14 protein-coding genes are annotated in these 14,026 nt (G+C 28.9%); 9 read left to right on the top strand and 5 right to left on the bottom strand.

Annotated features, from left to right (window positions below; translation table 11 throughout):
- The first annotated feature begins 1 nt into the window (after position 1).
- The 7 genes from ftsH to DIS07_RS00885 all read left to right on the top strand — a co-directional run bounded on the left by ftsH (position 2) and on the right by DIS07_RS00885 (position 5,840).
- The gene (gene ftsH, locus DIS07_RS00920; protein WP_109403342.1) at positions 2–1,972 is read left to right on the top strand and encodes an ATP-dependent zinc metalloprotease FtsH; all 1,971 of its coding nucleotides are present in this window, start codon (positions 2–4) and stop codon (positions 1,970–1,972) included.
- A gap of 14 nt (positions 1,973–1,986) precedes the next feature.
- Positions 1,987–2,571: an LUD domain-containing protein gene (locus DIS07_RS00915; RefSeq protein ID WP_109403341.1), complete on the top strand. Its 585-nt coding sequence runs from the start codon at positions 1,987–1,989 to the stop codon at positions 2,569–2,571.
- A 1-nt stretch (position 2,572) separates the two neighbouring features.
- Complete coding sequence (locus DIS07_RS00910; protein WP_109403340.1) at positions 2,573–3,367, top strand: phosphatidate cytidylyltransferase; 795 nt, start codon at positions 2,573–2,575, stop codon at positions 3,365–3,367.
- A 2-nt stretch (positions 3,368–3,369) separates the two neighbouring features.
- Positions 3,370–4,026, top strand: coding sequence for a phosphatidylserine decarboxylase family protein (locus DIS07_RS00905; protein ID WP_109403339.1), 657 nt, complete (start codon positions 3,370–3,372; stop codon positions 4,024–4,026).
- Between the two features lie 2 nt (positions 4,027–4,028).
- Positions 4,029–4,295: an acyl-CoA-binding protein gene (locus tag DIS07_RS00900; RefSeq protein ID WP_109403338.1), complete on the top strand. Its 267-nt coding sequence runs from the start codon at positions 4,029–4,031 to the stop codon at positions 4,293–4,295.
- Positions 4,296–4,298: 3 nt separating this feature from the next.
- Positions 4,299–4,928: a YceI family protein gene (locus DIS07_RS00895; protein ID WP_109403337.1), complete on the top strand. Its 630-nt coding sequence runs from the start codon at positions 4,299–4,301 to the stop codon at positions 4,926–4,928.
- A 459-nt stretch (positions 4,929–5,387) separates the two neighbouring features.
- Positions 5,388–5,840: a hypothetical protein gene (locus DIS07_RS00885; protein WP_109403335.1), complete on the top strand. Its 453-nt coding sequence runs from the start codon at positions 5,388–5,390 to the stop codon at positions 5,838–5,840.
- Here DIS07_RS00885 and DIS07_RS00880 read toward each other — a convergent pair whose 3' ends face one another.
- Positions 5,841–6,722: a TIGR01777 family oxidoreductase gene (locus tag DIS07_RS00880; protein ID WP_109403334.1), complete on the bottom strand. Its 882-nt coding sequence runs from the start codon at positions 6,720–6,722 to the stop codon at positions 5,841–5,843.
- Positions 6,723–6,785: 63 nt separating this feature from the next.
- Positions 6,786–9,410 (bottom strand): zinc-dependent metalloprotease, encoded by a 2,625-nt coding sequence (locus DIS07_RS00875; RefSeq protein WP_109403333.1) that lies wholly within the window; start codon positions 9,408–9,410, stop codon positions 6,786–6,788.
- 230 nt (positions 9,411–9,640) lie between these two features.
- Here DIS07_RS00875 and DIS07_RS00870 point away from each other — a divergent pair, with 230 nt between their 5' ends.
- Together DIS07_RS00870 and DIS07_RS00865 are read left to right on the top strand one after the other, a co-directional pair.
- Entirely contained in the window at positions 9,641–10,765 is a 1,125-nt protein-coding gene (locus DIS07_RS00870; protein ID WP_109403332.1) for a vWA domain-containing protein, read from the top strand.
- Complete coding sequence (locus tag DIS07_RS00865) at positions 10,766–12,226, top strand: MoxR family ATPase (RefSeq protein WP_109403331.1); 1,461 nt, start codon at positions 10,766–10,768, stop codon at positions 12,224–12,226.
- Positions 12,227–12,264: 38 nt separating this feature from the next.
- Here the strand turns inward: DIS07_RS00865 and DIS07_RS00860 are convergent, their stop codons facing one another.
- The 3 genes from DIS07_RS00860 to DIS07_RS00850 all read right to left on the bottom strand — a co-directional run bounded on the left by DIS07_RS00860 (position 12,265) and on the right by DIS07_RS00850 (position 13,993).
- Entirely contained in the window at positions 12,265–12,756 is a 492-nt protein-coding gene (locus DIS07_RS00860; protein WP_109403330.1) for a YdeI/OmpD-associated family protein, read from the bottom strand.
- Positions 12,756–13,331: a YdeI/OmpD-associated family protein gene (locus DIS07_RS00855; protein ID WP_109403329.1), complete on the bottom strand. Its 576-nt coding sequence runs from the start codon at positions 13,329–13,331 to the stop codon at positions 12,756–12,758. The genes DIS07_RS00860 and DIS07_RS00855 overlap by 1 nt, the downstream gene beginning before the upstream one ends.
- A gap of 98 nt (positions 13,332–13,429) precedes the next feature.
- The gene (locus DIS07_RS00850; RefSeq protein ID WP_109403328.1) at positions 13,430–13,993 is read right to left on the bottom strand and encodes a hypothetical protein; all 564 of its coding nucleotides are present in this window, start codon (positions 13,991–13,993) and stop codon (positions 13,430–13,432) included.
- Positions 13,994–14,026 lie beyond the last annotated feature (33 nt).

Here is a 14,026-nt window from a genome sequence, read left to right as displayed (position 1 = left end):
AATGAGTGATTCAAAGAAAGATAATAATTCGAATATGCCTAAATTTAAATTTAATGCATATTGGATCTATGCTGCTATATTTATTGTAATAATTGCAGTTCAGTTTTTTAGTAGTGGAGATTTAGCTTCAAAAAATATTTCAAAAAACGAGTTTAATGAAATTCTAAGAGAGAATGATATAAAGAAAATTGTTGTTATAAATAACAATTTAGCTCAAATTTTCATTAAAGACGAAGCTTTAAATAAAGAACGTTATAAAAAAATGGTAAGTTCTGCTTTTTATTCTAAAGGTTCTTCTCTTTTTGAATATAATTTTGGCGATTTACAAAACTTCGAAAATAATATTGAAAAAGCGAAAGAAGAGAATAATCTTGATTTTGATAAAGAAAATGTAGAACGTACTAGTATGTTCGAAACAATTTTAGGTTTCTTGCCATTCATAATTTTAATTGCTATCTGGTTATTTTTTATGAGAAGAATGTCTGGCGGTGGCGCTGGCGGCGGTGGTGGCGGTCAAATTTTTAATATTGGAAAATCAAAAGCAAAATTATTTGATAAAGACACCAAAGTAAAGACAACATTCGAAAATGTAGCCGGTTTAGAAGGTGCAAAAGAAGAAGTTCAAGAGATTGTAGATTTCTTAAAAAGCCCAGAAAAATATACTTCTTTAGGTGGAAAAATTCCTAAAGGAGCTCTTTTAGTTGGTCCTCCAGGTACAGGTAAAACTTTGTTGGCTAAAGCTGTTGCAGGAGAAGCAGGCGTGCCTTTTTTCTCTTTATCAGGTTCAGATTTTGTAGAGATGTTTGTTGGTGTTGGAGCTTCTAGAGTAAGAGATTTATTTAAACAAGCTCAACAAAAATCCCCTTCAATTATTTTTATTGATGAAATTGATGCGATTGGTAGAGCTCGTGGTAAGAATAGTATGACAGGAGGAAATGATGAGCGTGAAAATACTTTGAATCAGTTATTAACTGAGATGGATGGTTTTGGAACTGACACCAATGTTATAGTTTTGGCTGCTACGAATAGGGCAGATGTTTTAGATAAAGCTTTAATGAGAGCTGGACGTTTTGATAGACAAATATATGTTGACTTGCCGGATATAAAAGAAAGACAAGAAATTTTCGAAGTACATATAAAACCTTTAAAGTTAGGAGAAGATGTAAATGTTGAGTTTTTAGCTCAACAGACACCAGGTTTCTCTGGTGCCGATATTGCAAATATGTGTAATGAAGCAGCTCTAATTGCTGCTAGAAACAGTAAAAAACTCATAGAACATCAAGATTTTTTAGATGCTGTAGATAGAATTGTTGGTGGGCTAGAGAAGAAGAATAAAGTAATTACTCCTAAAGAAAAGAAAGTAATTGCTTTTCATGAAGCAGGTCACGCAACAGTTAGCTGGATGCTAGAGCATGCAGCTCCATTAGTAAAAGTTACTATTGTTCCAAGAGGACAATCTTTAGGAGCTGCTTGGTATTTGCCTGCTGAAAGGATGATTGTTCAAACCGAACAAATGTTAGATGAAATGTGTGCCACCTTAGGAGGTAGAGCAGCAGAAAAAATCATTTTTGATAAAATTTCTACAGGTGCCTTAAGTGATTTAGAAAAAGTAACCAAACAAGCCAGAGCAATGGTTACAGTTTATGGTTTAAATGAAGAAGTTGGTAATATTACCTATTATGATTCTTCTGGAAATGATGCTTTTGTAAAACCTTATAGTGAAGAAACAGGACAGAAAATAGATAAAGAAATCTCTAAAATGATTGAGGCTCAATATGTAAGAGCAATTGAGTTGTTAAGTAAAAATAAAGAGAAATTGACTATTTTAGCTGAGTTGTTGTTAGAAAAAGAAGTTATTTTCAAAGACGATTTAGAAAAAATATTTGGAAAAAGGCCATTTGAAGAAGTAGAAGAAAAAAATGAAGAAAAAAAAGATATTCCCCCAGTAAATCAGAGTGCTGAAAAATTATAAATATCTTTAATTAAATGAATTTTTTTAAGAAATTATTCAATATCCCTATACAAGAGGATAAAGAAATTCAAAAGCAAGAGGTAAATCTATCATTAGATGATCTTTTTGTGCATAATTTTGTCCAAAAAGGAGGTAAGTTTTTGTATTGTCTCAAAAAAGAAGAGGTTTCAGAGAACTTAAGAAATATCTCAAAAGAAAACTCATGGACAAATATTACACTCTTAGACAATAAATTGAAAGTTTTTTTTAATAAAAAAGAACTTAATATTTCTGAAGATTTAAAACCAGCCACTCCAGTGTTTTCTTCTTGTGAACATTTGATTGCTGATAATGGTGATATCTTATTTTCATCAAATCAACTAAAAAGTATAAAGTTATCTTCAATGCCACAAAACTTTATTGTTTTTGCTACTACAAGTCAGTTGGTTAAAGATATGGGAGAAGGATTAACAGGAATTAAAATTAATCACAAAGAAAATTTGCCAACAAATATTTCTGCTATAAAAAATTATGGTGTTGATAAAAATGATGATAATTTCTTAAACTACGGAAACAGTAACTCAAAAAACTTATATTTGCTGCTATTAGAAGATTTATAAAATGAGTAACCTTTTAAAAAGGAGTTTTTCAGGCATTATTTACGTTTTAATATTTTTATTTGCTATTCTTTTTTCTAAAGAATCGTACATAGTATTAGTATCTTTATTTAGTTTTTTATGTATTTGGGAGTTTAGTAAACTAATTAAGTTTAATGGCTTTATTAGTTATATATTGTTTGCATTAACATTGTTTTTAATGTTAAAAAAAACTAATACATATGCGATAAAAGGTATATTAATTATTACGATTTTATCTTCAGTTTATTTAATATATCAACTATTGGTTAAAAAAGAAATAACTTTTATTAATGATAGAGAAAAATTAGGTTTGATGATAAGGTATATTATTTTTTCACTCCTTTTTTTAGTATTATTACCGATTTATCAAGGAGAGTATCACCCTAATTTGATGATTAGTATATTAATAATGATATGGGTAAATGATAGTTTTGCTTTCTTAGTAGGAAAAAACTTTGGGAAAAGAAAACTATTTGTTTCTGTATCACCTAAGAAAACTATTGAAGGTTTTGTAGGAGGCTTAATCTTTGCATTGATAGCTGCTTTTGCGATTAGCAAATTTAATTTAGAATTTACAACTTTTAATTGGCTAGTAATAGCTTTAATTGTTAGCGTTATTGGAACAGTTGGTGATTTAGTAGAATCTAAATTTAAAAGACAAGCAAACATTAAAGATAGTGGAAGTATAATGCCTGGTCATGGAGGTATCTTAGACAGGTTAGACAGTTTGTTGTTTGTTGCTCCGTTTGTATATTTGTATATTAATTTTATAATTTAATTATGATTCGTTTTCACAAAGAAGGATATAAAATAATTACCATAGCTTTAATTTTATCGGTTATAGGTATTTTATTGGTAGAGAAATTTATTGATATTCCTTGGTTGGTTAAAACAATTCAAATAGTAATTATAGTATTTTTAATTATTATTTTACAATTTTTTAGAAACCCAAAAAGAGTTGCACCAACTAAAGAAGATGTTTTAATTGCTCCAGTAGATGGTAAGGTTGTGGTTATCGAAGAAGTTGAAGAACCTGAGTATTTTAAAGATAAAAGACTTCAAGTTTCGATTTTTATGTCTCCAATTAATGTACATGTTACAAGGTATGCAATGAGTGGAATCATTAAGTATAGTAAATATCACCCAGGAAAATACTTAGTTGCGTGGCATCCTAAGGCATCAACAGAAAATGAAAGAACCACAGTGGTTATTCATAACAATTCTTTTGGAGATGTTTTATATAGGCAAATAGCAGGTGCTTTGGCAAAAAGAATTGTAAATTATGCCAAAGAAGGAGACAAAGTAGCAATAGGAACAGATGCAGGTTTTATAAAATTTGGGTCTAGAGTTGATTTGTTTCTCCCTTTAGGAACCAAATTAAATGTAGCTCTAGGTGATAAAGTAAAAGGAGGAGAACAAATTGTCGCTCAAAAGTAAAAATGGATACTGATTTAGATAAAAAATTTAATGAAGCTTTTGATAAAATTTCAGAGTTAAAAAAAGTACTTGCACCTGATGTAATGCTAAAATTCTATGCTTATTATAAACAAGCTAATTTTGGAAATAAATTTTCTCTAAACAGTAATCTAACCGTAAGAAGTGCATTTAAATTTAATGCTTGGATGCAACTAAATGGTATGACAACAGAAGAAGCAAAAAAAGAATATATAAAATTAGCAAATACAGTTTTAAAAAATACAGATTAAATCATGAAAAGAATATTTACCCTATCAGTACTAACCGTATTAATTTTTAACTTTTCTGCTTGTAAGTCAGAAAAAAAACCTAATTATAGTAAAGAAGATAAAGCTAAAGAGAAAAAGAGTACAGCTGTATTTTCATTAAAAAATGCCAAGAATGAAATTAATTTTACAGCCTACAAAACTACAGATAAAGTACCTGTAGGTGGTCAATTTAAAAAAGTTAATATTAACTCTGGTGGTGAAGGAAATACCATTAAAGAAGCAATTAATAATACTGAGTTTTCGATTCCAGTTAGCAGTATATTTACTAAAGACACCAGTAGAGATTTTAAGATTAAGAAATTCTTTTTTGCAGTAATGGACAATACTAAGTTACTGTCTGGAAAATTAGTTATAGAAAATGATTCTTTAGGATATACAAATATTACAATGAATGGTGTTTCTAATAAAGTGCCTTTTTCTTACACTATACAAGGTAAAACTTTTACAATGAATGCTACCATGGATGTTACTAAATGGAATGCTATAGAAGCACTAAACTCTTTAAATACAGTTTGTAAAGATTTACATAAAGGAGCTGATGGAGTTTCAAAAACTTGGGCAGAAGTAGCCTTAAATATAAAATCGACTTTTTAGTTTTTTAAAGTTTTTTATTTACTTTTAAAAAAAAATATATATATTTGAAGAAATTAATAATTAATTAACCCCTAAAACTTAAAAAGTTAAGTATTAATTAAATACTCTTTTTGCCCCTAAACCAATGACTAAAAAATTTCCCTATAATTTTTTAAGATTTACAACTTTACCAATATTAACTATTGTATCTGTTCTCGTATTTCAACAAAATGTGGATTCATTAAACACGTTGAAATTTTTACAAGTGGCTACAAAGAGTATTCATAAAATATATTCAACTGCATTTTTTTTCTCTAAGGATGCTGTATTAACAACATCAAGAAATAATATAATTATGCACCCTAAACCTACACAGGTTACAATAACTGAACCTGAAGAAAGTTTTTTATTACACCTTATTTATAAATAAAAATAATTTTAACCCTAATTAAAAAATATTAACCCCTAAAATTTATTACAATGAGAAATTTTAAAAACAAATTATTAATAATTGCTACCTTAATGATAACAATTAGTGTTAGCGCACAAGATTATTTAATGACACTTAAACCACTTTCTGCAAGTGTTTTAAAAATTGATGGAAAAAAAACAACTGAAGCCCCTCTAATAGAGAATAAAACTTTTAGTTACGTTTATAAAGGAGGTGAAGTACAAGTAGTTTTTGAAGGTAATTTACATTATGAGTTTTTTAATAATAAAAAGCATTTTATAAAATCTGAACTAGTTTGGACTTCTAAAGATGAGTGTTATATGATTATTAAAGATTTTAATCTTCCTAACTTTCCTTTTAAAACAGGTACTAAAATGAAGATGAAAATTACAAAAGTTAAAGATGGATACATTCATTATAAATCTACATTGGGTGGTAGAACTTGGAAAGGTAAAATGAAAGAATCTACTGAAAAAAAATAGTTAGGTTAAATTAATTAAAGCTTTTTTAAGTATTGAAAATCGAAAAGAATAACCCCCGTTCTTTTCGATTTTTTTTGACGATACTCTGCTTCCTTTTAGTAATATATTTGCCATTTCTCCAAACAATAACTTTAATAAAAATGAAGGAACATTTATGGGTATAAATGGCTTTTTGAATACCTTAGCCAAGGTTTTAGAGAAAGATATGCCGTTGTGTATTTCAGGTGCTACTGCATTATAAACACCAATTAGATTGTTTTCTATTGGCATTAAGTAAAGGTTACATAAATCATCAATATGAATCCAAGGAATATATTGTTTTCCTGAACCTAAGGGAGATATTATTGGAGTTTTCATTTTTTCTAAAGCACCACCTTGCTTTGTTAACACAATACCAGTTCTTAGAATAGTTAAGGGGATTTTTAAGTTTTTAAACTGATGAGCTGAATTTTCCCAAGCAAGACAAACTTTTCCTAAAAAATCATTTGCATGTGTATCTTCTTCATTGTAAATTTTTTCAGAAGTTACTGTTCCATAAAAACCTGTCCCTGAAGCTGAAATATATCCCTTTAAGTTTATATTTAGTTCTTTAACTTTTTTGAATAGTAAGTTAGCTGACTCAACTCTACTATCAATTATTACTTTTTTTCTTTTGTCAGTCCATTTTTTTTCAGCAATTCCTGCACCAGCGAGATGAATTATATAATCAATATTAACCAATGATTTTTCGTCAAGGTAGTTCCTCGAAATATCCCATTTAAATTCATTTTTTTTACTTGGGTTTCTTGAAAGTATCCTTACTTCATGATTTTTTTTGATTAACAATTTTGTTAGATGTTTTCCCACTAAACCTGTTCCTCCAGTAATCAATACTATTGCCATATTGTAAAAATAAAAAAACCGCAATCAAAAAGATTACGGTTTTAATAAATAAAATTTATTTATCTATTTAATTTCTTTCATTGCATTGGTAATTAATGTTTTTAAATGGTTTTTATGCGCTTTTGTAGCTAAATCACCAGTTCCATTACTTACCCATGTTTTTATATTCTTTAGGTTGTATATTGCCATAGACCTAGCAGCGATGTTATATCTACCACTTGTTCTACCAGAAATCATTTCAATTAACCTTTTTGTGTAAACGGCTTGTAAGTTTTGACGGAAAGAATTAATACTTCCGTAAACATCTGGTTTAAACATCATAGTATTTAAATCTGTCATAAAATTAGATAATTTGTATTGGTTGCCGTATAACTCAGAGTTTGAAATTCTTTGTAGAGTATTTGGATGTAATAAATGTGATAGAACATATGTTTGATATCCTAAAATTTGTTCGTTAATTTTAGGGTCCTCAGTTCTTCCAAAGAAATTATAACCTCTTCGTTGTCTTGCTAAATAATTATAAACATCTTTGGGTACATTAAAAGCATTTGGAGCAAAAATATATTTTTTCATTGCTGTCATTGCTCTTTTTTGATCTTTTAGGCTAACAGGGGTATAGGGTTGAGTTCCTCCTTCTTGCCCAAAGGTAGCTCTATCAACATAAACGCCACCTACAAATCTAGATATTACACCTCCTGCAATAGCAGATTGACTTTGTAATGTGTAATACGCCCTCCTTAAATCTTCATAAGTTTCTCCTTTTTTAGTAAATTGAGTTTTTATCTTTTTCATCATTGTATTTACCAATTCAAATCTATTAATAGAATAAGTAATTTGATCATTTGATAAATCCCCAATCATTACTCTTGGGTCAATTCCATTACTAGAAGAACGCATATCGTCTGCATCATTACCAAAAGTTAATTCAGGCTCGGTAGATCTATTTAATAAAGCATTTTTTTCAGTTTTGTTTTTAAAAGGAGTATATCCAAATTGGATAGCCCAAACATCATAAGGTCCAACAGCCATATCTGCATACTGACCTTGTTTGCTTCTATCATTTGTAATATTAATACCAGCATAATCCATTACAGATCCAGTTAATGCTTTGCCTTTAATAAAATCTTTATCAGCTAATTGAGCAGGAGAAAATAATTGACTAGCCTTCATGTTATGATTTAAACCTAAAGTATGACCAACTTCGTGCATAATTAAAGATTTCATTCCTTCTTTTTTTATGGCTTCCATGTCTAGGTCAGAACCACCATTAGCTTGAATTACAGCTGCACCTAATTGTAGATTATTATGCATTACATGTCCCATTGAACAAAAATTTGGGTTATGTTTCTCAAATAATTGTTTATTCTTTAATTCTTCAACAGTTTCTAACTTCATATTTGAGGCTGCATCGTTATATAATTTATCTGCAAAAACTCTATTTGTAAAATGAACAAATTCTAACATAATGTCAGCACCCAAAATTTCTCCTGTTCTAGGGTTTACAAAACTTGGACCATAACCGCCAAAAGGAGGATTTGGAGAAGATGTCCAACGTAAAACATTATATCTAACATCCCCAGCATCCCAATCCGCATCATCTGGTTGTACTTTTACAACCATTGCATTTTTAAAACCTGCCTTTTCAAAAGCTTCATTCCATGCTAAAACACCTTCTTTAATGGTTTCTCTCCATTTTAAAGGAGTAGTGTTTTCAATCCACCAAGTAATTGGGGTAACAGGTTCAGAAATAGCTGCATCAGGATTTTTCTTTACCAACTTCCATCTATGAATCATATCTCTATAATTTATAGTATTAGTTGTTGTCATATCATTCGTTTGTGTTAAGAAATATCCAACTCGAGGATCATCCATCCTTGGTTTGTAATCTTCTTTTGGCATATTCATAAACGTATGAAAAACTTTAATAGAAACATTTCTTCCATCAGTAATTGCATTACTACCACCATTTAAAACAGAAGGGTTATTGTAAACGTATTCTGTTTTTACATTAGTATTTTCTGGATAATTTTTAATGGCATGAATTTTTGACTTGTATTTATCAAATCTACCTAAACTGAAAGAAAAAGGAGATTGTCCAGGAAACCTTGGACGCTTTACTCTTGTAAATGTTTCTGATAAAAATAAACCATTTGCATCTATTAAATATTCACCCTTTTTATCATCTGATGCTAATATTTTTGCTGTGGCAACAACAGCATCACTAATATTTGCTTCAGAAGATTTTGATAAAGCACTCTTTTTATCAAAATAAAAAGAGGTATTAGGAGCATAAAAATCTAATTTATCAAAGTATTTTTTTACGTGAAAAACACTAGAACCCTGATAAGCTCCTCTAAATTGACCAGCTTCAACAACTCCGTCTGCGATTTGAGAGAAGTAGATAAAGTCTTTGTCTAATTGTTTTTTCTTTACTAATAGTTTGATTGAGCCAGTCACTGTATCTTGATAAATAGTAAATAAACCTTCAATTTTTTTACTACTTTTTGTTAAACTTTTAATAGATTTTCCCTTCTTTTTTGGAGGTGCTTTTTTTGTTGTAGTGGTTTTCTTTACTTCTTTTTTCTTCTTTTTCCAGAATTGAGCATTAGCATCTTGAGTTCCAATAACCGATAAAGTTAGGAACAAAGTAAAAAGAATTTTAAATTTACTTGAATGAATTGTTTTCATATAGTTTATGTTGATTAAATAATCGTACAAGTTAGTTTTTGACAACCAATTACAATGTTAATTTTATGATAAAATTAAATTTTCTATTTAGACTTAACTTTACAAATAGTATTGAACTTTTTATTTGTTTTGCCAGCTTTTGTTTAACGATAAAAAGAAGTAATACTCATATATATTAAAGCAATGTTAATCTTTTTTGAAGCACTTAATAAAGACGTATTTTTATAGTGATGAAAAATAGAACGATTAGAAAAGGGTTTGTTTTTAAGACTTATGAGGCAGAGAATCAATCTCCATTTGAAAAGCTTTTTGAGATTTTCAAAGAATTAATAACTTATACTTCTGGCGATTTTGATGAAGCCATAGATTGGTTACGTTCTTTGGATAAAGAATACAAATTAACTACTTCAGAGTATACTATAGATGATTTTATAGAAGATTTAAAGAAGAAAGGATTTATCAAAGAAGAAATTAAACCTGATGGAAGTGGAGGTACAGCTATTACCGCAAAAACCGAACGTGCTATTCGCCAACAAGCATTGAATCATATTTTTGGAAAAATAAAAAGAAGTGGTTCTGGTAATCATAAAAGTAAATCTCCTGGAATAGGAGATGAGCATACAGGTGATTTTAGAGCGTATCAATTTGGAGATAATTTGGATAAAGTTTCAATGACCGAAAGCATCAGAAACGCACAAATTAATAACGGAATTGGAGATTTTACCTTGTCAGAAAACGACTTGGTAGTTGAAGAAACGCTTCATAAAAGTCAAATGAGTACAGTGTTAATGATTGATATTAGTCACTCAATGATTTTATATGGAGAAGATAGAATTACACCCGCTAAAAAAGTGGCAATGGCGTTAGCGGAATTAATTACCACTCGTTATCCAAAAGACACTTTAGATATTTTAGTTTTTGGGAATGACGCTTGGACCATTAAAATTAAAGATTTACCTTATTTACAAGTTGGTCCTTACCACACAAATACAGTTGCAGGTTTAAATTTAGCAATGGATTTGTTACGCAGAAAGAAAAATACCAACAAACAAATTTTTATGATTACAGACGGTAAACCAAGTTGTTTACGTTTACCAGATGGACAGTATTATAAAAACAGTAATGGTTTAGATAAATACATTGTAAATAAATGTTATGCAATGGCACAACAAGCTAGGAAATTGCACATACCAATCACAACCTTTATGATTGCACAAGATCCTTATTTAATGCAGTTTGTAAGAGCTTTTACACAGGCAAACCAAGGAAAAGCATTTTATACAGGTTTAAAAGGTTTAGGGGAGATGATTTTTGAAGATTATGAAACAAATAGAAAGAAAAGAATAAGAGGATAAATGAATTTACATAACATACAAACATTAGGAGATTTAAAACAATCAGGTTATCAATCAAAATCAATTAAAGACGAGTTAAGAGAAAATCTCATCAGTAAAATGATGAATAAAGAAACTGTTTTTAAAGGTGTACACGGTTATGAAAATACCGTAATTCCAGAGTTAGAAAGAGCTATTTTAAGCAAACACAATATCAATTTATTAGGTTTAAGAGGACAAGCAAAAACCCGTTTAGCAAGATTGATGGTAAATTTATTAGATGAATATATTCCTGTAGTTGAAGGCTCAGAAATTAATGATGATCCACTCAATCCAATATCTAGATTTGCCATTGAAACTATTAAAGAAAAAGGAGATAAAACTCCGATTTTTTGGTTGCATAGAGAGGAACGTTTTGCAGAAAAGTTAGCAACTCCAGATGTTACTGTGGCTGATATTATTGGTGATGTAGATCCCATAAAAGCCGCCAATTTAAAACTGAGTTATGCAGATGATAGGGTTATTCATTATGGAATGATTCCAAGAGCAAACAGATGTATTTTTGTAATTAATGAATTACCAGATTTACAAGCTCGAATTCAAGTAGCATTATTTAATATTTTGCAAGAAGGCGATATTCAAATTCGTGGTTTTAAATTGCGATTGCCTTTAGATATGCAATTTGTGTTTACTGCTAACCCGGAAGATTATACTAATAGAGGAAGTATTGTAACGCCTTTAAAAGACAGAATTGGTTCACAAATTTTAACGCATTATCCTGTAAATATAGAAACTGCTAAAATTATTACGCAACAAGAAGCAAAAAACGTTCAGAAAGATTTTATTAAAGTTACAGAGTTGGCAAAAGACTTACTAGAACAAATTGTTTTTGAAGCTAGAGAAAGCGAATATATTGATGCTAAAAGTGGTGTAAGTGCTCGTTTAAGTATTTCTGCTTTTGAAAACTTATTGAGTACTGCTGAAAGAAGAGCATTACTTTCTGGTGATGATGAAACAATGATACGTTTAAGTGATTTTGATGGAATAATTCCTGCTATAACCGGAAAAGTAGAATTGGTTTATGAAGGAGAACAAGAAGGAGCACAAGTAGTTGCTGAAAATTTAATTAAAAAAGCAATAAAATCATTATTTCCAACATATTTTCCTGAGATAAAGAAACTAGAAAAACAAGAATCAGAAACGCCTTATGATGAAATTGTATCATGGTTTTTTAATGCTGAAGCAGATTTTGAATTGTTAGATGATTTTAATGAAAATCAATACAAAACAGAACTTGATAAAATTGAGCCTTTGCACCATTTTATTTTAGAACATCAACCTAATGCAAATAAAGAAGATATTTATTTTGTGAAAGAATTTGTATTGTGGGCACTTGTAGAATTTAAAAAATTAAGTAAACATCGTTTTTTAGAAGGCACTCAGTTTAAAGATCCTTATGGTAATTTTATAAGTGGTTTATAGTTTTAACAAAAGAAGCGAGAAATCGCTTCTTTTTCTTTTTATTCCAACTTAAACATTTTTATAGGATCGTGATTACCTCTCTTTAAATTCTCACACATTATTAATGCTTTGTCAATTTTTTGCTGACTACTTTTAAAACGTAATACCCCATAAATAATACTTCTTTGTTTTCCCTTTGTAAGAGATTCAAAAATGGTATATGCATCGTAATCACTCATTAAAACTGCTTCTAATTCTTCTGGCATATCCACACCGTATTTAGAAGTGTCTTCAAATAATTGTATGGTAAATTCATCACCTAAAGACAATTCCAACTCCTTTTGTTTTTGCTTACTAAACATCATTTTGTAATCTCCAGACATTTTATCTTTTTTTACGGCAGCATAAAATTCGATGGTTTTATTTTGATGATTAGTTTTTACTTTTACACGACTCATTTTTTGATCTGCAAAAGGTTCAAAGATTTCTTTTGAGATAAAAATGTTGTAAATATCTGTATGAATTAGAGTAAATTGTTTAGTTGTAATCATTAACGTGTATCTCTCGATTTTATATTAGCTTCACAAAAAATTATAATTTCAGCAATCCTTTTTTGTCTTGTAGTCTCTCTTTTAGCTTGATTTAACCAATACAAATAGCTCTTTCTATAACTAGGTGCAAAGTTTTTGTAATTTTCAAAAGCGATTTGATTCTTATTGAATTCTGTTTGTAAGTCTTCAGGAATAATTCCTTTTTCTACATGATCTAAAGCTGTCCAAGAACCATTTTTTTTACCAATTTTAATAATATCTATTCCGCTTTTGTGCATTAAATTTTTAGCAGATAAATCTTTAATGTACTTTTTGTTTAAGGCACTCCAAACACTTTTAGGATTTCTAGGGCAGAAATATTGTCTTCGCTTTCCATTTCCTAAACTTTTTACAGTAGAATCTATCCATCCGTAACACAATGCTACTTTAACAGCTTCTTCCCACCGCATTGAAGGTTCTTTATTTTCAACTTTAAAGAAAATTAAATAAATACCATTTGAAGTATTATAATTTTGAGACAACCAAATTCTCCATTCGGTATCATTTTTAAAATAAATTTCTTCTTTGGAATTCATACTGTTAAAATAACTAAAAAAAATTGGCACTGCAATAGAATTACAGCACCAATATAATCAACCAAAAATAACAATTTAACTTAATGAAGAGTTTATGTTTAAAAATTAATTACTAATAAATTTAAACTGTTTTGTAATGTTTTATCAATTTCACTTTTATAAAGTTTATTAATGTAACTGTAAATTTTTTTACCAATTTGAATATCTATTTGTGAATTTGTTTTATAATTGATATTTAATTTGTCTATTGATTTGGGATATTCTTTTAATAATATAACTTCTCTATCTCCATAAAACATTTGCTCGCTAACAAAGTTATTTGCTATGATATTTGTTTCAATAAGTTTTTGAATCAGTTTATTGTCTATAAAAGCAATATCACTTAAAGTTTCTAATGAATTAGAATTCACTATATTTTCAGAAATATTTAATGTTATTTCCTTTGATTCGTATTTAGGAAATTTTCCTTCAGAATTGTTATAGGGTTCTAAGAGTTTCTCTTCTTTTATTTCTTTTAAAGAATCTGGAAATATATCATCAACCAAGTAGTGGTTTTCTTCAATATTAGCCTCGAATATTTTATGTTGTATAGTATTCTTTTTTTCTTGACCAATAGAAATGCTTGTAATTAAAATAACCAAATAAAGTATTGAATTTTTCATATCTAAAAGTTTTACACTGTAAATATAATAGTA

The organism is Polaribacter aquimarinus, assembly GCF_003129485.1.
Taxonomy (GTDB): domain Bacteria; phylum Bacteroidota; class Bacteroidia; order Flavobacteriales; family Flavobacteriaceae; genus Polaribacter; species Polaribacter aquimarinus.
The sequence above is the reverse complement of the archived record's forward strand: the minus strand, read 5'-3'. Positions and strand labels throughout refer to the sequence as shown.

What these genes read in the sequence shown, in the direction of transcription:
- DIS07_RS00910 (WP_109403340.1), top strand. Translation starts at nt 2,573, where the DNA reads ATGAGTAACCTTTTAAAAAGGAGTTTTTCAGGCATTATTTACGTTTTA.
- DIS07_RS00850 (WP_109403328.1), bottom strand. Translation starts at nt 13,993, where the DNA reads ATGAAAAATTCAATACTTTATTTGGTTATTTTAATTACAAGCATTTCT.
- DIS07_RS00905 (WP_109403339.1), top strand. Translation starts at nt 3,370, where the DNA reads ATGATTCGTTTTCACAAAGAAGGATATAAAATAATTACCATAGCTTTA.
- DIS07_RS00880 (WP_109403334.1), bottom strand. Translation starts at nt 6,722, where the DNA reads ATGGCAATAGTATTGATTACTGGAGGAACAGGTTTAGTGGGAAAACAT.
- ftsH (WP_109403342.1), top strand. Translation starts at nt 2, where the DNA reads ATGAGTGATTCAAAGAAAGATAATAATTCGAATATGCCTAAATTTAAA.
- DIS07_RS00855 (WP_109403329.1), bottom strand. Translation starts at nt 13,331, where the DNA reads ATGAATTCCAAAGAAGAAATTTATTTTAAAAATGATACCGAATGGAGA.
- DIS07_RS00870 (WP_109403332.1), top strand. Translation starts at nt 9,641, where the DNA reads ATGAAAAATAGAACGATTAGAAAAGGGTTTGTTTTTAAGACTTATGAG.
- DIS07_RS00860 (WP_109403330.1), bottom strand. Translation starts at nt 12,756, where the DNA reads ATGATTACAACTAAACAATTTACTCTAATTCATACAGATATTTACAAC.
- DIS07_RS00885 (WP_109403335.1), top strand. Translation starts at nt 5,388, where the DNA reads ATGAGAAATTTTAAAAACAAATTATTAATAATTGCTACCTTAATGATA.
- DIS07_RS00915 (WP_109403341.1), top strand. Translation starts at nt 1,987, where the DNA reads ATGAATTTTTTTAAGAAATTATTCAATATCCCTATACAAGAGGATAAA.
- DIS07_RS00865 (WP_109403331.1), top strand. Translation starts at nt 10,766, where the DNA reads ATGAATTTACATAACATACAAACATTAGGAGATTTAAAACAATCAGGT.
- DIS07_RS00900 (WP_109403338.1), top strand. Translation starts at nt 4,029, where the DNA reads ATGGATACTGATTTAGATAAAAAATTTAATGAAGCTTTTGATAAAATT.
- DIS07_RS00895 (WP_109403337.1), top strand. Translation starts at nt 4,299, where the DNA reads ATGAAAAGAATATTTACCCTATCAGTACTAACCGTATTAATTTTTAAC.
- DIS07_RS00875 (WP_109403333.1), bottom strand. Translation starts at nt 9,410, where the DNA reads ATGAAAACAATTCATTCAAGTAAATTTAAAATTCTTTTTACTTTGTTC.